This is a genomic window from Nonomuraea sp. NPDC050328, from assembly GCF_044459405.1.
Lineage (GTDB): Bacteria > Actinomycetota > Actinomycetes > Streptosporangiales > Streptosporangiaceae > Nonomuraea.
The window spans coordinates 333721-350704 of sequence record NZ_JBITIW010000003.1 but is presented as its reverse complement, the minus strand read 5'-3'; the positions used below and the strand labels follow the sequence as shown (position 1 = coordinate 350704).

Here is a 16984-nt window from a genome sequence, read left to right as displayed (position 1 = left end):
AAGAATCTTCAAGACCCCCGCCCCCCGCCCGGCCGATCCTGGCTGCCATGACCGCACCACCCGCCCCGGCACCACCCGCCTGCGCGCCGGCCGTCCGGCGCGGCCCGATGCTCGCCGTCCTGCTCACCGGCCAGGCCATGGCCTCCATGGACGGCTCCATCGTCTCCGTGGCCGCCCAGACCCTGCGCGAAGACCTCGACGCCGACGGCAGCGCCATCCAGCTCATCGTCTCCGGCTACCTGCTCACCACCGGCGTCCTGCTGGTCACCTGCGCCCGCCTCGGCGACCTGCTCGGCCAGCGCCGCGCCTTCCTGCTCGGCCTCGGCTGGTTCACCACCGCCTCCCTGCTGTGCGGCCTGGCCCCCAACGCCACCACCCTCGTCCTGGCCCGCATCGCCCAGGCCGCCGGCGCCGCCCTGCTCACCCCGCAGATCTTCGCCCTCATCCAGCAGCACTGGGACGCCACCGCCCGCCGCACCGCCATCGGCCTCTACAGCATGGTCCTGGCCCTCGGCGTCGCCCTCGGCCAGGTCCTCGGCGGCCTCATCGTCAGCACCGACCTGTTCGGCCTGTCCTGGCGCCCGGTCTTCCTGCTCAACGTCCCGATCGGCGTCGCCGTACTGATCGCCGGACCCCGCCTGCTGCCCCGCGCCCGCCCCGACACCCGCGCCCGCCTCGACCCGGCCGGCGTCGCCGTCCTCACCCTGGCCATGACCGCGCTCACCCTGCCGCTCATCTTCGGCCCCGGCCACGGCTGGCCCGCCTGGGCCTGGATCACCCTGGCCGCCGGCGCCGCCCTGCTGGCCCTCTTCGCCCGCCACGAGACCCGCGCCCGCCACCCGCTCCTCGACCCCGCCGCCCTGCGGCCCGCAGGCGTCAAACCCGGCCTGGCCGCCTGCTGGCTCGTCATGGGCGCCTACACCGTCTTCGTCCTCACCCTGACCCTCCACCTGCAGGCCGGCCTCGGCCACACCCCGCTGCAGGCCGGACTCGCCTTCGCCCCCTACGCCGCCGGGTTCGGCGCCCTCAGTCTCACCTGGACCCGCTACCCGCGCCGCCTGCAGCGCGCCCTGCCCGTCGCCGGCCCCCTCGCCCTCGCCGCCGGCGCCAGCGCCCTGGCCCTGCTCAGCCGCGAGCACTGGCCCACCCTCGCCTCCGTCCCGCTGCTCCTGCTGGCCGGCGCCGGGCACGCCGCCGGCTACAGCCCGCTCACCGCCCGGATCGCCACCCTGGTCCCGCCGCACCTGGCCTCGGCGATCTCCGCGCTCAACTCCACCGGCCCCGTCCTGGCCGGCGTCAGCGCCGTCGCCGGCCTCGGCAGCCTCTACTTCGCCGCCGCCACCTCCGCCGCCGGCCTCCTGCACATCACCGCCGCTCTCACCGTCCTGCTCCTGGCCGGTACGGCCTGCGCCCTGCGCGTCACCCGGCGGGGGAGCGGCCCCCGCACCGGGGACTAGGCGGCCACCGGCAGCTGCGAGAACCCGCGGATCGTCACCGAGGGCCGCAACCGCCCCGCCCCCGCCGCCCGCAGCCCCGGCAACCGCTCGGCCAGCACCCGGAAGGCGATCTCCCCCTCGATCCGCGCCAGCTGCGCCCCCAGGCAGTAGTGCACCCCGCTGGAGAACGCGAAATGCTCCGCGGCCTGCGCCCGCCTGATGTCGAACACCCCCGGATCGGCATACACCGCAGGATCACGGTTGGCCGCCGCCAGCACGGTCAGCACCTGCGTGTCCCGCCGCAACCGGCGCCCGCCCAGCTCCACCTCACGCTGGACCACCCGCCCGGTCAGCGGCACCGGCGGATCGAAACGCAACACCTCCTCCACCGCCCCGGCCGCCAGCCCCGCATCGGCGCGCAGCAGCTCCCACTGCTCACGATGGCGCCCGAAGAGGTGCACGCCGTTGCCGATGAGGTTCACCGTCGTCTCGAACCCCGCGATCAGCAGCAACTGGCACGTGGAGACCAGCTCCCCGGCCGTGATCCGCTCCCCGTCGACCGCGGCCGCCAGCACGCTGATCACATCCTCACCCGGATCGGACCGCCGCCGCCCGGCCAGCTCCTCGAACAGAGCCGTCATCGACCGCGTCGCCGCCGCGAACTCCGCCCGCTCACGCACCCCCAGCCGGCCGTCCATCGCCAGGCCGGTCAGCGTGCCGTACCGGGCGAAATCCCCGCGCCGCTCCTCCGGGATGCCCAGCAGCTCACTGATCACCGCGATCGGCAACGGCGCCGCGAAATCCGCGATCAGATCGAACGGGCCCGCCCCGGCCCGCTCCAGCAGCCGCCCGGCCAACTCCTCGATCCGCGGCCGGAACGCGTTGATCAGCTTGGGCCGGAACGCCGGCGCCACCAGCCGCCGCAACCGGCTGTGGTCGGGCGGGTCCAGCTCCAGCAGCGACGGCGCCATCCCCAGCGGGATCGCCTGCGAGGCCGGCAGCCGCCCGGCCGAGTCCCGCATCCCGAACTCCGGCCCCCGCAACACCCGCGAGCACAGCTCGTGGGAGGAGACCGCGGCGTACCCGATCACGCTGCGGTAGACCGGCCCCCGATCCCGCAGCCGCTCATACAACGGCCACGGATCCTGCCGCGGCACGTACAGCGGCGCGATCCGGTCCCCGCAGGCGGCCAGCGTGCGCGCCGCCGCCCGGATCGCCAGGTCCTTCATCATGGACATGCTTCCTCCTCGGGTCCGCGGCGCACCTCGCGCGCCGGCCATCTCCTCAGGACGGTGCGCCGATCCCGCCCAGCAACGTCGACACCACCAGATCAGGCGCGTCCAGCGGCGCCAGCCGGCCCAGCGTGATCGCCTCCCACGCGCTGTAGACCAGCCCGTGAAAGGTCAGCGCCGCCCACCACACCGGCACCTCGCCGCGGAAGATCCCGCCCCGCTGCCCCTTGCGGATCAGCTCCTCGACCGGCTCGTCGAAGGCCCGGATGCGCGCGGCCAGTTCCTCGTCCAGGTCGAGCGACGGCTGGCGCGCCAGGAACTCGATCCGCGGCCCCAGCGGAATCACCGCCGTGACCAGCCGCCGCAGCGCCTCCAGCACCTGCTCGTCCGGCACGTCGAGGCCCGCCTCGCCGAACGCCTTCTCCACCCGGTCCACCGCGTCGTGGGCCACCGCCACGAGCATCGCCTGCCGCGTCGGATACCGCTTGGTCAACGTCGTGCGCCCCACCCCGGCCGCGGCGGCGACATCGGCCATCGACGCGGACGGATCAGCGATGAGCACCTCGGTGGCGACATCCAGAATCGACTGCCGCGTCCGGGACGCCCGAAGCCCCTCATGACCGATCATGCACCGAAGTGTACAACGATGTCCCCCTTAGGGGCTAGGGCGTCCCCAGGGGTCAAGGCGAGGGACCATCCGGGAGCCCGGCAGACTGTCACCCGTGAACAGGAGGGTCCGCACCGCACTGGAGGCCATCGCACTCCCGCCCACGGCCTTCCTCGGCTCCGGCTGGCCGTGGCGAGCACTGGGATACCTGGCGTGCAGCGCGGCCCTGTGCGGGCTCGCGGTGCTGGCAGGCGCCGGAATCAGCACGCTGGAGCAGACCTGGGCCAGGGGAGCGGCCACCCTCGCAGGAATATGCCTTGCCGTACCCCTGGCCGGCCGGCTCGAACAACGACGCCTGCCCTGGGTGGACCGCAGAGCAGGCGGTACGGTCACCCCCAAGCGGGCCGCAGGAGCCGGACTGGCGTCACTGCTGATCCTGAGCTGGATCGACGTCATCATGGTCGGCCTGACCGTCGCCGGCCCCATCCTGCTGATGCTCACCCCCCTCGTCCAGCCGCCCGACGCCATCGCCACAGGCCCCGCACTCGCCGTGACCGCGGCAAGCCTGCTGCTGCTCCCACCCGCCGCCTACACCTTCACCGCCTGGGCCGGAGCACGCGGCGCGATCATCCGAGGACTGCTCGGCGGCAAGGACGCCGAACTCGAAGAAGTCCTGCGCTCCCGCGCCCGCCTGGTCGACGCCTTCGAAGTCGAGCGCCGCCGCATCGAACGCGATCTCCACGACGGCGCCCAGCAACGCCTGGTCGCCCTGTCCATGCGGCTCGGCCTGGCCAGACTCGACCTGCCCGCCGACTCACCCGCCGGCGAACAACTCGCCCTGGCACACGAAGAAGCCAAGCGCGCCCTGACCGAACTACGCGAACTGATCCGCGGCGTGCACACCCAGGTCCTGACCGACCGCGGACTGGCCGCAGCCGTACGGGAGGCAGCCGACCTCGCCACGATCCCCGTGGACCTCGACCTGGTGATCGAACCACGCCCCCCGGCCGACGTGGAGATCGCCGCCTACTACGCCGTCACCGAATCGCTGGCCAACATCGCCAAACACAGCCGAGCCCAGCACGCGTCGATCCGCGCCCGCCTCCATGACGACACGCTGACGCTCCAGATCGAGGACGACGGCCAAGGCGGCGCGGACCCGGCCCGCGGCACCGGCCTCATCGGCCTGTCGGACCGCCTCGCCGTACTCGAAGGAACCATCGCCGTGACCAGCCCGCAAGGCGGGCCCACCCGCATCCGGGTCGACATCCCGGTACCCCACTCGAGGAGGGACACCCATGCGGGTCGTGATCGCTGAGGACGACGTGCTGCTGCGGGAGGGACTCGCCGGACTGATCGCACGCTTCGGACACGAGGTCGTCGCCTCCGTCGGCGACGCCGCAGCCCTGACCGAGGCAGTGCACCAGCATCGCCCCGACGTCGTGGTGACCGACGTACGCATGCCACCCGGATTCACCGACGAAGGACTCCGGGCCGCCGTCGCCCTGCGCACGCAGACACCGCTGCCGGTGCTCGTGCTCAGCCAGTACGTCGAGCAGACCTACGCCGCCGAACTCCTGGACTCCGGCGGCGGCGCCGCAGTCGGCTACCTCCTCAAGGACCGGGTGGGGGAGGTGACCGAATTCGTCGACGCGCTCACCAGAGTGGCCGCCGGCGCCACCGTCGTCGACCCCGAGGTCGTACGGCGGCTCCTGCGACGCAGGCGCGACCCGCTCCACCGGCTCACCCCCCGCGAACTGCAAGTCCTCGGACTGATCGCCGAAGGACGCGCCAACGCCGCCATCGCCAGGCAACTCGTCGTCACCGACGCCGCCGTCGCCAAGCACATCGCCAGCATCTTCACCAAGCTCGACCTGCCCCCCACCGGCGACGGCCACCGGCGCGTCCAAGCCGTCCTGGCCTACCTGAACGAGCGAAGGTAGTGCCAGCTCTACCTCCCAGGCTCGCCCGCACGCCAATGTGCCCCCAGGCCCCCGCCGCTTGAATCGACACCATGAACAACGACTTGCCCGGCAGATGGATCGAAGGCACCGGACTCATCGCGGGCCCGCTGCTGGTGGCGACGGGCGTACTGCTGAAACTCGGCCACGACGCGTTCTTCCCCGCCCAGCTCGCCGCCTTCGCCGACAACCCCACCCAGATGACCGCCGCCTACAGCTGTCTCGCCGCCGGAATCGTGCTGCTGTGCCCGGCCGCCCTGGCCGTGGCCAGAAGGATCGGCCGCACCCACCCGCGCTGGGCACAATGGGGGCTGGCCCTGACCCTCGCGGGACTGTTCGCCCGCGCCTTCCACGCCGGAGTGAGCCACCTGGCCTTCCAACTGGTGACCGTCCAAGGCACCAGTACGGCACAGCAGGCCGTCAGCGCACAGTACGGCTCCTTCCACATCTTCCAGACCATCAACCTCGCGACCATGGCCGGCTGGATCGTCCTGGCGGCCGGCGCCTGGCGCTCCGGCGCCCTGAGCCGGGTGGCGTCGGTCGGCCTGGCCTTGATGGCGGCCATGCCGGTCGGGGTACTCAAGGGCACGGGCGTGATGTCCATCGTCGCCGCAGCGGGCCTGTGCGTGGCCCTGATCCCGCTCGGCGTCAAGATCCTGTCGCAAGGGCCGGCACCGCGCTGGTGGACCTACCCCCTGGCCGCCGTCATCGCGACGGCCGGAGCCTTCATCAGCCTGGCCGGCTGACACCACCGGACGGCCAAGCCGCGATCATGAGCGACCGCGGGAAAGGGGGAGACCCGGCTGGTTTCCCGTCCTTTCCCGTCCTTTCCTTCATCTCCCCGTACGTTTTCGTCCTTTCCCGCAACCACATGCGACCGCCGCCGCGGCCCAGGCACCATGGGGTGCATGCCGCGAGCCCGCCCACGCCTCGCGCGCGCTCTCCAGCGCCTGCTCGAACCGGCGCCGCAACGACCAGCGCGCCCCCGCACCGGCACCCGCCACCCGCGGCCGGTCACGAACACGACCACACGAACCGCACGAACCGCCGACAGGGCCCGCCTCCTGCGGCAACAGGCCGAGATCGAACGACTCCGCGCCGAACTGGCCGCGCGAGAACACCACGACGCCGCTCACCAGGCAGCGACGACGCCACGGCACGTGGGGCGAGCGGTGCACTGGTGGACCGCCACCGGCACCGCCCTCGCCGGACTGGCCGCCGTCCCAGCACTGGTGATCTCGATGAACGCGCTGGCGATCAGCGAGCAGCAGCAGGCCGACACCCACGCCGCCTTCATCGGCCGGGTCGCACTCCAGCCCGAGACCGGCTGGGCCTCAGAGATCCTCGACGGAGGCCAACTCGTCGTCACCAACGCGAACTCGATGCCCACCGAGCTGTTCCTCAGCATGAAGGTGACCGCCGGATCCTTCCAGCAGGCCTACGACTTCCAGGTCGAGATCGACGCCTGCACCCAGTTGACCATCGACACGGTCGAGATGGAGCTCGACACCAGCCAGGGCTGGGAAGGCATCAACCACGCCTACGTCCACAACCCCCTCGACGGCCGCTGGTGGAAGTATCCGCCGGCCGGCGACCTCATCCCCGCCCACCCGGTCGCACGGGAGATCGCCGTCCCTAGCCGCTACAAGTCGCTCCCGCCCGCGTTCGAGTCCGTGGGCAAGACCAAGGACCTCTCCGGCTGCGTCTGACCGGCCCACCCTCCCAACGGCCGGTGCACAGCAGAGCTTCGACGACCCGGCCTCGGCCTCAGTCGCGCAGCCGGCGAGCGAACGCCACCGAAGCCCACCACGTGCCCAACGCCACGAACGCCACCAGCACCCCCACATGCGCCACCAAAGGCCACGGAGTCGCATCGCCCAAGATCGCCGCCCGGCACAACACCACCGCATGCCACAGCGGCGACACCCACGCCAGCACCCGCAACGCGCCCAGCTCGTCCACCGGGAAGAACACCCCGGAAAACAACGACGCCGGAATCATGACAAACCGGAACAACAGCGCGAAATAGCTATCATGCTCGATCGACGCCGCGAACGCCGTCACCGGAGCCGCCACCGCCACCGTCAACAACGCGGCGACCAGGGGAGTGGCCAGCACCCACGGCGACGCCACCACCCCGAACGCCCACACCACCGCCAGGAAGACCACAACCGCGATCTCCACCCGCACGACCAGATACAACAACCAGCCCCGCAACATGTCGCCCACCGACACCCGCGTGGCATACATCGCATGCGCCGAACGATCCCACTTGAACGACCCCAGCACCGGATACGTCGACTCACCCACCGCCATCTGGAACGCCGTCGACGCCAGCACCCCCGGCACGATCCACGCCGCGTAACTCACCCCGCCGAGCTCGCCCACATACTGACCCACCCCCAGCCCGATACTGGCCAGGAACAACAACGGCAACGCGAACGACGAGAACACCGACGCCCGCCACAACCGCTTGTACAACACCATGTACCGCTCGAACACCGCATACGTCGGATGCGCCATCAGTCCACCAACGTCCGGCCGGTCAGGTGCAGGAACACATCCTCCAGCGACGAACGCCGCACCAGCACACTCGACGGCGTCAACCCCCGCCGATGCACCTCGTTCACCGCCGCGTCCCCGTCCTTGGCATACAGCAGAATCCGATCCGGCAACGGATCCACCCGATCACCGATCCCGTCCAGCGCCGGCACGAACCCCGCCAACTCCTCCAGCCCGAACCGCAACTCCACGACCTCGGGGGAGGAGTACTGCCCGATCAACGACCGCGGCGACCCCTCCGCCACGATCCGCCCACCGTCCATCACCACCAGCCGATCACACAACTGCTCGGCCTCATCCATGTAATGCGTCGTCAGCACCAGCGTCGTGCCCCGCTGCTTCAACCGGAACAACCGCTCCCACAGCAGATGCCGCGCCTGCGGATCCAGCCCCGTCGTCGGCTCGTCCAGCAACACCAGCTCCGGATCGTTGACCATCGCCCGCGCGATCGTCAACCGCCGCTTCATCCCGCCCGACAACGGCTCCACCATCGACGAAGCCTTCTCCGTCAACTGCGCGAACTCCAGCAACTCCACAGCCTTCGCCCGCGCCTGCGCCCGACTCAACCCGAAATACCGGGCATACGTCGTCAGATTCTCCCGCACCGTCAGATCAGGATCCAGATTGTCCAACTGCGGACACACACCCAGCCGCGCCCGGATCGACGGACCCTCCGACACCGGATCCCGCCCCAAAATCCGCAACTCACCCGCCGACGGCAACGACACACAACTGATCATCCGCATCGTCGACGACTTACCGGCCCCGTTCGGCCCCAGAAACCCGAACGCCTCGCCCGGCGCCACCTCCAGGTCGATCCCATCGACCGCGGTGAAGTCACCGAAGCGCTTCACCAGCCCACGCGCGTAAATCAACGGAGAGTCAGACACGCAGCAGACCCTAGCCGCCGCCACCGACACTTCCGCAACCCGATAATGACCCCATGAACCCCCGGCAGGCCGCCCAGCACTTCGCCGACACCTGGCAACACGGCTGGAGCACCCACGACGTCGACGCCATCGCCGCCCTCTACCACGACGAAGCCGTCCACACCTCCATGCCGTTCCGGCCCCCGCACCACGGCAAAACCCAGATCACCGACTACATCCGGCGCTCATTCCACGACGAGACCAACCCCCGAGCCCGCTTCGCCGTACCCCTCGTCGACGGCAACCACGCGGCCACCGAATACCACGTCACCACCGACCAGGCAACCCTGTCCGGCTGCGTCTTCGTCACCTTCGACCCAGACGGACTCGCCCGCACGACCCGCGACTACTGGCACGAGTCACCGAACGCCACCGACCTCACACACGCACCGGGGGAGTGAGCGAACCCACCGGGCGCACCATCTGCCGCGTCACCTCTTCCGCCGACGCCGACGCCGGGGCCTGCACCGGACGGCGCGGCGCGCACCCACCCCGGCAGTAACCGTTCGTCACGATCAGCCGCCCACGCAGCGGCGTGTAGGCGTCACGACCGGAGGCGGGCAGGACTCCCTGGCACACCTGGCACAAGACTGTGTCGTTCCCCACGGGTGCACTCCTTTATCCAGATGTAGCTACTGGCAATCAGACTATGTGCGTACATCACAGACGTGTCGCTATTTCCACGGGCCGTCAAGATAAACGTCAGGGGGCGGAAGAGGATCTACTTGACATAATGTTCATTATCGAGCATATCGGGTGATCGGGTTCGTACAGGATCATCACCCGAGCGTACGGCTTGCTCGCCCCATCGGTTTCGGGTGGCGGGCGCCCGGGATCCGGTCGGCGGCGGCGGGATTCGCCTGCCGTACCGGCGATTGTCGTGGGCCGGCACCAGGGCGTGCGCGGCGTGTGGCGCGTTACCATCGAGGCATGCCGAGCCTGGCGATCTCCACATCCGGCCTGATCGTTGTGACCATCCTCGTGACCGCGCTGCTCCTCGCGCTGATCATGCTGGCGGTCCGATTCGTCCACCGGCCTCCGACCACCGCCCCCAGCGGCGAACTCCTCGAAAGAATCCGCGACCTCAAGGCGCGCGGCCTCGTCCAGGACGCCGTGCTGCTGGTGCGCGGCGAGGCCGGGATGAGCCACCGTGCCGCGGTCCGGTTCGTCCGCCGTCTTTGACCCCTTCTTGGCCGGACAATATCCCATACCAGACAGAAGGTGAATTCTGTCTGGTATGGGATTTACTCTCGCCGGAAGGGATGGTTGACCCAGTCGTCTCGTCGATCACCCTCTCCTTGACGTACGGCGGAGCATCCCGTGACCCCGGGCGCGTGACCGCCCCGCCCGCACCCCGCCACGCCGACGCCACACCGGGCCCACCTTCCGCTGCCGCATCTCATATCTGAGATATGGTTGCCGACTATGGCAGACGACTACCTCGCCCGCATCGGACGGCTCATCCGCGACGCCCGCCAGCACCGCGGCTGGACCCAGTTGCAGCTCGCGGACGCCCTGGGCACCAGCCAGAGCGCGGTCAACCGCATCGAGCGCGGCAACCAGAACATCAGTCTTGAGATGATCGCCAGAATCGGTGAGGCGCTCGACAGTGAGATCGTCTCTCTGGGGTACTCGGGTCCCATGCATCTGCGTGTGGTGGGCGGCCGCCGGCTGTCGGGCAGTATCGACGTCAAGACCTCGAAGAACGCGTGCGTGGCGCTGCTGTGCGCGTCGCTGCTGAACTCCGGCCGCACGATCCTGCGGAACGTGGCGCGGATCGAGGAGGTCTACCGGATCCTGGAGGTGCTGTCCTCCATCGGCGTGCGGGCGCGCTGGATCAACGGTGGCGACCTGGAGATCGTCCAGCCGGCGCGGCTGGAGCTGGAGTCGATGGACACCGAGGCGGCTCGCCGTACCAGAAGTGTGATCATGTTCCTGGGGCCGCTGATGCGGCGGATCGACCGCTTCACCCTCCCCTACGCCGGCGGGTGCGACCTGGGGACGCGGACGGTGCAGCCGCACATGACGGCGTTGCGGCAGTTCGGGCTGGAGGTGACCGCGACGGGTGGTTTCTACCACGCGGTCGTCGACCCGGAGGTCTCCCCCACGCGCGCCATCGTGCTGACCGAGCGTGGCGACACGGTGACGGAGAACGCGCTGATGGCGGCGGCGCGGCACGACGGGGTGACGGTGATCCGCAACGCCTCGTCGAACTACATGGTGCAGGACCTGTGCTTCTTCCTGGAGGAGCTCGGGGTGCGGGTCGAGGGCATCGGGACGACGACGCTGACCGTGCACGGGGTGGCGCAGATCGACGTGGATGTGGACTACTCCCCCAGCGAGGATCCGGTCGAGGCGATGTCGTTGCTGGCGGCGGCGGTGGTCACCTCTTCCGAGCTGACGATCTGCCGGGTGCCGGTGGAGTTCCTGGAGATCGAGCTCGCGGTCCTGGAGGAGATGGGGCTGGAGTGTGATCGGGGTCCGGAGTACGCGGCGGCCAACGGGCGGACGCGGCTGGTGGATCTGACGGTGTTGCCGTCGAAGCTCCGCTCCCCCATCGACAAGATCCATCCGATGCCGTTCCCGGGGCTGAACATCGACAACGTGCCGTTCTTCGCGGCGATCGCGGCGGTGGCGCAGGGCTCGACGTTGATCCATGACTGGGTCTACGACAATCGGGCGATCTATCTGACGGAGCTGACGCGGCTGGGGGCGTCGGTGAAGCTGCTGGATCCGCATCGGGTGCTGGTGGAGGGGCCGACGCGGTGGCGTTCGGCGGAGATGATGTGCCCTCCGGCGTTGCGTCCGGCGGTGGTGGTGTTGCTGGCGATGCTGGCGGCCGAGGGAACTTCGGTGCTTCGGAACGTTTATGTCATCAATCGGGGGTATGAGGACCTCGCTGAGCGGTTGAATGCCGTTGGGGCGCAGATTGAGACGTTCCGCGACATTTGACGGAGTCGGTAGGGGATGCGTGGGGTGAGGGCCCGGCTCGTGGCGAGCCGGGCCCTCGCTGTTGCCGCCCGCGGCCGTGGTTTTGTGGTGGTGTTTGTGGCAGTACGGCGGAGCCGCTCCCCCGCTGTCCCGGTTGGTGTTCTCGCTCTTCGGCGGGGTGGTGAAAGTGTCGGTGGGGCCCGCTAGCTTGTCGTTCAGTCCGCCGGGCAGGGCGGGTTCGTCGAGGGTGGAGGGGGTCAGGTGCGGCCTGCGGAGCTCGATCGGCTGACGGTGGCCGAGGCGGCTGATCGGTATGTGGAGCTGGTGCGCGCGCGGACGCTCACGGGTGGGCTGTCGGCTTCGACGGCGGAGGTGTACGCGCGTGATGTGGCGACGTTGGTGGAGCTGGCCGGTGAGGGCCGGGTGCTGGACGATCTGACCGGTGAGGATGTGGACGCCATCTTGCTGGCGTTCGCGCGGAAGCCGGATGGTCGGCGTCGTGAGCCGGGTTCCGGGGTGTTGCAGAGTGCGTCGTCGCAGGCGCGGTTCCGGCGGTCGATCTCGGCGTTGTTCAAGCATGCGACGCTGGCGGGGTGGGTGCAGATCAACCCGATGGCGATGGCGACGGTGTCGGCGCGTGAGCGTGGGGGTCTTCGGGCCGAGCGGCGGGCGTTGACGCGGGAGCAGGCGCAGGGGTTGATCGGGGCGGCGCGGTCGATGGCTCCTGAGGGTGAGCGGCGTCGTGATCAGCGGACCGAGGCGCGGGATGGGCTGATCGTGTTGTTGCTGGCGACGGTGGGGCCGCGGGTGTCGGAGCTGGTGCGGGCGAATGTGGAGGACTTCTTCACCAACGACGGTGTGCGGTATTGGCGGATTTTCGGTAAGGGGGGCAAGACGCGGGATGTGCCGCTCCCCCAGCTTGTTGCTGCGGCGTTGGATGCGTATCTGGCTGAGGGGCGTCCTGCGTCGCCGGACAAGGCGTTGTTGTTGTCGTGGCGGGGGCGGCGGCTGGCCCGGGGGGATGTGCAGGCGGTCATCGACCGGGTGCAGGAGCGGGTGGAGCCGGGTCAGCGGCGTTCGGTGACGCCGCACGGGTTGCGGCATACGACGGCTACGCATTTGCTGGCTGATGCGGTGGACATGGATGCGGTGCGTCGGGTGCTGGGGCACAGCGACCTGTCGACGTTGGGGCGGTATCGGGACGAGCTGCCGGGTGAGCTGGAGGTGGCGATGCGGTCGCATCCGTTGTTGCGCCCGCGTTCGGGCGGGTGAGCTGGGCGGGGTGACGTCGCGGGGTGGGTGATCCGCCCGGGACCGCGTGTCGTCTCACGTACGGGTGGCTGAGCCGGGGTCGAGGTGTTGGTGTGCTCGCAGCGATGGCGAGCCTGCCCGGTCGGTCGCGGTAGCCGCTCTCCCCGCCACTTGTGCTCCCCCACCTGGCCTCGCGCGGGGCCGTTAGTGGGGTCGTCACCTCGGGTCCTGGATCACGGACCTCGGGCTCTGGATCACGGGAGGCCGCGTCCTGCCATGTGACTCGGTCGCGGAAGGGCTGGCCACTCGGGCGGGCGTCCGCTGTCAGGGGGACGCAGCGTCGCATCGCCCAGGACGTGCCGCCACCCGTCCGGCAACTCCCCGCCCTACCCACTGCTGCCGGTGACGCCGCCAGGGCTGGGGGTTCGGGGTCGGGACGCCTGCGTTCGGCTTCGCCGTACATCTGATGGGACAGGGTGCGGGGGGTCAGGAGACCGGTTCGGAGGCGGGGTCGGTGAGGAGGAGGCGATGGGCGAGTTCGTCGAGGGAGACGCCGAGGGTGGTGGCGAGGGCGGCGATGGTGAAGAAGGCGGGGGTGGCGATCCGGCCGGTTTCGATCTTGCGGAGGGTTTCGGCGGACATGTCGGCCGCGGCGGCGACTTCGACGATGCTCCGGTCGCCGCGGGCTTGGCGCAGGACGGTGCCGAGGCGTTCGCCGCGCAGGCGTTCGGCGGGGGTCATGGGAGGGCGGACCATGGGCAGAGTCTAGCAAGCGGGATTTTAATACCGGTATAGTTATCCGCATGGTTGAGATCAAGACGCCTGGCGAGGTCCAGGCCATGCGCGAGGCCGGACGGGTCGTCGGACGGGCCCTGGAGGAAGTGCGCAAGCACGCGGCCGCCGGGGTGAGCCTGCTGGAACTGGACGAGGTGGCCGCGCAGGTGATGGCCGAGGCGGGGGCACGCCCGGCGTTCCTGCACTACCAGCCGCATTTCGCGCCCACGCCGTTCCCCGCGGTCATCTGCACCTCGGTCAACGACGCGATCGTGCACGGCATCCCCACCCGCCGCCGCCTGGCCGACGGGGATCTGCTGAGTGTCGACTGCGGGGTGTACCTGGACGGGTGGGCGGGTGATGCGGCGATCAGCTTCTCCATCGGGGCCGGCTCCCCCGGCGACGCCGCGCTGATCGAGGCGGGCGAGCGGGCGTTGGAGGCGGCGATCGCCGCCATGGTGCCCGGCGGGCGGCTGGGCGATGTCGGGGCCGCGATCGAGCAAGTCGCCAAGGCCGGCGGGTACGGCGTGCCACGGGACTTCGGCGGGCACGGGATCGGGCGGCACATGCACGAGGACCCGGCAGTGCCCAACCGGGGCAAGGCGGGGCGCGGGATGGTGTTGCGGCCGGGGCTGGCGCTGGCGATCGAGCCGATGTTCGTCGCGGGTGGTGATGGGCGGTACACGGTGGATGAGGACGGGTGGACGTTGCGGGCGCTGGGCGGGCGGCGGGCGACGCACTCCGAGCACTCGGTGGCTGTCACCGAGGACGGGCCCGTGATCCTCACCCTTCCCTGAGCCGCGAGCGCGTGCCCTCCCCCGCCGAACCGTCTGCCGGGGGCTCCGGCTGGTCGCGTCCGAGGGCCGTGTCACGGCATGGGGCGCCTCGCCGTACTGGGAGTTAGTGCGGGATCGTCCAGGGCGGTGTCCAGGTGGGGCCGGTGATGGCGGGGATGGCGGGGATGGCGGGGATGGTGGCGAGGTGGGCGTCAGAGCCGATTCCGCCGCTGCTGCCTGGGCTCGACGGAGCTGTTCACGCCGATGGGCATCGGGACGACCGTCGAGCCCTACCGTGGAGCGCACGGGCTTGACCTCTCGCTCGATCCGTCCCTAGACGAGATCGTGAGCGTGCGTGACACACAGGCCGCCGAGCTCGAGGCCTGGCTCGACAAGGTCACCGCTGAGCAGCTCGCCGGGCGAGCGCCGGTGCCCGACGACGATGTCTGGCCGCCATACGCCCGGGGCCGCTCGGTGCGGCAGTGCTTCGGCACGGTGCTCAACGAGACCTTCGAGCACCACGGCTTCTGCGTCCGCGATCTCGACCTGATCGAGGCACAGGACGGTGAGTAGGACCGGCTACGGACTCACGCGGCACTTTCTCGAGTATCCGGCGGGCCTGAGCCAGGTGCGGGCGGCCCGCCGGGAGGGCGGCGAGCTCGTAGAGGTGCGCCGCCCTTGAAGGCCCGCCGGTGAGAATCGCGCCACACGGCCTAAACGAGCGGCACCACCGCAGGTCACGGTGCGCGACTGCGCCACCCTCCGAGGACGGGTTTCGGTCCGGACGTTCGAGGATGAGTCAGGCGCGGCAGTGCTCGATAACGCTGGACCCGGTATTTCCGCAGGTCGCGGCTCGCTAACAGCATTCATGTCAGTCGTCCGGGAGCTCCCGGTTACGCACCGTCGCTTTGGGGCGTGCGGCGCGGTTCTTACCAGCACCCCTATGGGCATCTCGGCACGGAGCATCCTGCACGAGGTTGGTAAGCCGGAAGAAAGTGCGGGCGTGCAGCGAAGGATGGGATGAGAGTGATGATCACCATCTGGAAGGCACACACATGACGGAGACGGGCACGTGACCGCCGACGTGAGTGAACAGGTGACCGACGCCGACCTCGTCGCCGCCTACCGGCGCGACCCCGAGCTGTTCACCGCCGTCTACGACCGCTATCTCCGCGACATCTACCGGTACGTGGCCGGACGCCTGGGCGCCCAGGTGGCCGAGGACATCACGGCGGAGACGTTCCTGCTGGCGTTCGATCGGCGTGACCGGTTCGACCCGGAAGTGGGCGGTTTGAGGCCGTGGCTGTTCGGGTTCGCCACGAATCTGGTGGCAAGGCATCGCCGTAAGGAGGCTCGCCGGTACAAGGCGCTGGCCCGGCTGGACCCTGCACCGGTCGTGGAAGGGCACGAGCACCGGGTCGTCACCTCCGTGAGCGCGCAGCCGTACCTGGCTATGGCCCTCGCCTCGCTGAACGGTGGCGAGCGTGACGTGCTGCTGCTCATGGTGCTGGGGCAGCTCAGTTACAGCGAGATAGCCCAGGCGCTCGGCATTTCCCTCGGCACGGTGGGTTCGCGGCTCAGCCGGGCCCGCGCCAAGATCCGGGCCCTCAACGACAAGGAGACGACCCATGAATGACCTGGAAGAGATCGCCCAGATGCTGGCCGAGCCGGAGCCGTCCGCTGGGATGGTCGCGCGCGGCAGAGGCCGTCTCCTGCGCAGGGCGCGACGGCGCGTGAGCTGGTTCGTGCCGGGGGTCGCCCTGGTCGCCGCTGGGGCCGCCGCGGCGGTCGTGATCGCCACGGGAGTGCCCGCGAACGACGGCGCACCGGTCACGGGCAAGGAGGTCCTGCTCCTGGCCGCTGTCAGTGCGGAACGTACGACTCAGGGCTCCGGGACGTACTGGCACGTCACGCGTAAGGCGTTCACGGCGGACAGCCCGCCGATGGAGAGCTGGACCAGGCGTGACGGCAAGCGGTGGACCAAGGGCGTGCCAGGGGATCCCGTCGACGACGTCATAGCGGCACCGGCCTGGAAGACGCTCAGACTCAAGGGCGCCGACATCGGTTTCGAGGATCTCGAAAGGCTACCGACGGACCCGGAGGCGCTGAAAGAGTGGATCGCGGAGCGCAAGGGCGACGAGAAGGACATGTCCGCGTCGGAGATCAGCGGCGATCCCACCTTCACCCTGCTCGCGCTGATCACCGAGCTGCCGACCCCCGCGGAGGTCCGCTCAGCGGCGTTCCGCGCGCTTGCCGCGACCCCGGGGGTCGAGAACACGGGTGCGGTCGAGGGCGGACAGCACCTGCGCTTTCCCTCTCCCGACGGCGGTCAGGACATTGAGCTGGTCGTCGATCCGGACCAGGCCCGGGTGACCCGCGCCAACCTCGTCATCGTCGACGACGGTGACGTGTTCTGGAGCTCCAATTTCATCGCCGTGACCACCGAGTGGACGGACCACCTTCCTCCGGTGAAGAAGAGCTAGACGCGGTTCCGCCCTCGGGACGCAACGCCCGAGGGCGGACGA

General features: G+C 70.0%; 18 protein-coding genes. 13 read left to right on the top strand and 5 right to left on the bottom strand.

From position 1 onward, the window contains the following. Positions 1-47 precede the first annotated feature (47 nt). The gene (locus ACIBG7_RS13040) at positions 48-1457 is read left to right on the top strand and encodes an MFS transporter (RefSeq protein ID WP_397336248.1); all 1410 of its coding nucleotides are present in this window, start codon (positions 48-50) and stop codon (positions 1455-1457) included. Here ACIBG7_RS13040 and ACIBG7_RS13035 read toward each other — a convergent pair. Together ACIBG7_RS13035 and ACIBG7_RS13030 are read right to left on the bottom strand one after the other, a co-directional pair. Continuing rightward, positions 1454-2674 carry a cytochrome P450 gene (locus tag ACIBG7_RS13035; protein WP_397336247.1) on the bottom strand — a complete coding sequence of 407 codons (1221 nt, stop codon included), beginning with the start codon at positions 2672-2674 and terminating at the stop codon, positions 1454-1456. The two genes, ACIBG7_RS13040 and ACIBG7_RS13035, sit on opposite strands and share 4 nt — an antisense overlap. A 46-nt stretch (positions 2675-2720) precedes the next feature. Next, entirely contained in the window at positions 2721-3296 is a 576-nt protein-coding gene (locus ACIBG7_RS13030) for a TetR family transcriptional regulator (protein ID WP_357923988.1), read from the bottom strand. A gap of 94 nt (positions 3297-3390) precedes the next feature. Here ACIBG7_RS13030 and ACIBG7_RS13025 point away from each other — a divergent pair, with 94 nt between their 5' ends. The 4 genes from ACIBG7_RS13025 (at position 3391) to ACIBG7_RS13010 (ending at position 6945) form a co-directional block, all read left to right on the top strand. Beyond that, positions 3391-4593 (top strand): sensor histidine kinase, encoded by a 1203-nt coding sequence (locus tag ACIBG7_RS13025; protein WP_397336246.1) that lies wholly within the window; start codon positions 3391-3393, stop codon positions 4591-4593. Beyond that, complete coding sequence (locus tag ACIBG7_RS13020; protein WP_357923991.1) at positions 4574-5218, top strand: response regulator transcription factor; 645 nt, start codon at positions 4574-4576, stop codon at positions 5216-5218. The genes ACIBG7_RS13025 and ACIBG7_RS13020 overlap by 20 nt, the downstream gene beginning before the upstream one ends. A 71-nt stretch (positions 5219-5289) precedes the next feature. Then, positions 5290-5982, top strand: coding sequence for a hypothetical protein (locus tag ACIBG7_RS13015; RefSeq protein ID WP_397336245.1), 693 nt, complete (start codon positions 5290-5292; stop codon positions 5980-5982). A gap of 162 nt (positions 5983-6144) precedes the next feature. Then, positions 6145-6945 carry a hypothetical protein gene (locus ACIBG7_RS13010; protein WP_397336244.1) on the top strand — a complete coding sequence of 267 codons (801 nt, stop codon included), beginning with the start codon at positions 6145-6147 and terminating at the stop codon, positions 6943-6945. A gap of 58 nt (positions 6946-7003) precedes the next feature. Here the strand turns inward: ACIBG7_RS13010 and ACIBG7_RS13005 are convergent, their stop codons facing one another. Next, positions 7004-7759 (bottom strand): ABC transporter permease, encoded by a 756-nt coding sequence (locus ACIBG7_RS13005; RefSeq protein WP_357923996.1) that lies wholly within the window; start codon positions 7757-7759, stop codon positions 7004-7006. After that, positions 7759-8688, bottom strand: a complete 930-nt coding sequence (locus ACIBG7_RS13000) for an ABC transporter ATP-binding protein (RefSeq protein WP_397336243.1) — start codon at positions 8686-8688, stop codon at positions 7759-7761. The genes ACIBG7_RS13005 and ACIBG7_RS13000 overlap by 1 nt, the downstream gene beginning before the upstream one ends. A gap of 53 nt (positions 8689-8741) precedes the next feature. On the opposite strand from ACIBG7_RS13000, the gene ACIBG7_RS12995 reads away from it, so the two are divergent. The 4 genes from ACIBG7_RS12995 (at position 8742) to ACIBG7_RS12980 (ending at position 12930) form a co-directional block, all read left to right on the top strand. Next, complete coding sequence (locus ACIBG7_RS12995) at positions 8742-9128, top strand: nuclear transport factor 2 family protein (protein WP_397336242.1); 387 nt, start codon at positions 8742-8744, stop codon at positions 9126-9128. Positions 9129-9657: 529 nt separating this feature from the next. Beyond that, positions 9658-9909, top strand: coding sequence for a hypothetical protein (locus ACIBG7_RS12990; protein WP_357924001.1), 252 nt, complete (start codon positions 9658-9660; stop codon positions 9907-9909). A 243-nt stretch (positions 9910-10152) separates the two neighbouring features. Continuing rightward, the gene (locus tag ACIBG7_RS12985; protein ID WP_357924003.1) at positions 10153-11679 is read left to right on the top strand and encodes a UDP-N-acetylglucosamine 1-carboxyvinyltransferase; all 1527 of its coding nucleotides are present in this window, start codon (positions 10153-10155) and stop codon (positions 11677-11679) included. Positions 11680-11919: 240 nt separating this feature from the next. Next, a complete protein-coding gene (locus ACIBG7_RS12980) occupies positions 11920-12930 on the top strand; it encodes a tyrosine-type recombinase/integrase (protein ID WP_357924005.1) in 1011 nt (336 codons plus the stop codon). Between the two features lie 465 nt (positions 12931-13395). Here the strand turns inward: ACIBG7_RS12980 and ACIBG7_RS12975 are convergent, their stop codons facing one another. Next, positions 13396-13665 carry a helix-turn-helix transcriptional regulator gene (locus ACIBG7_RS12975; protein WP_357924009.1) on the bottom strand — a complete coding sequence of 90 codons (270 nt, stop codon included), beginning with the start codon at positions 13663-13665 and terminating at the stop codon, positions 13396-13398. Between the two features lie 47 nt (positions 13666-13712). Between ACIBG7_RS12975 and map the strand changes: the two genes are divergently transcribed. The 4 genes from map to ACIBG7_RS12955 all read left to right on the top strand — a co-directional run bounded on the left by map (position 13713) and on the right by ACIBG7_RS12955 (position 16942). Next, positions 13713-14480 carry a type I methionyl aminopeptidase gene (map, locus tag ACIBG7_RS12970; protein ID WP_357924010.1) on the top strand — a complete coding sequence of 256 codons (768 nt, stop codon included), beginning with the start codon at positions 13713-13715 and terminating at the stop codon, positions 14478-14480. A gap of 330 nt (positions 14481-14810) precedes the next feature. Continuing rightward, a complete protein-coding gene (locus tag ACIBG7_RS12965) occupies positions 14811-15032 on the top strand; it encodes a hypothetical protein (RefSeq protein ID WP_397336241.1) in 222 nt (73 codons plus the stop codon). A 499-nt stretch (positions 15033-15531) separates the two neighbouring features. Continuing rightward, positions 15532-16095, top strand: a complete 564-nt coding sequence (locus ACIBG7_RS12960; protein ID WP_397336239.1) for an RNA polymerase sigma factor — start codon at positions 15532-15534, stop codon at positions 16093-16095. Continuing rightward, positions 16088-16942: a CU044_5270 family protein gene (locus ACIBG7_RS12955; protein WP_397336238.1), complete on the top strand. Its 855-nt coding sequence runs from the start codon at positions 16088-16090 to the stop codon at positions 16940-16942. Before ACIBG7_RS12960 ends, ACIBG7_RS12955 begins: the two co-directional genes overlap by 8 nt. Positions 16943-16984: the final 42 nt, after the last annotated feature.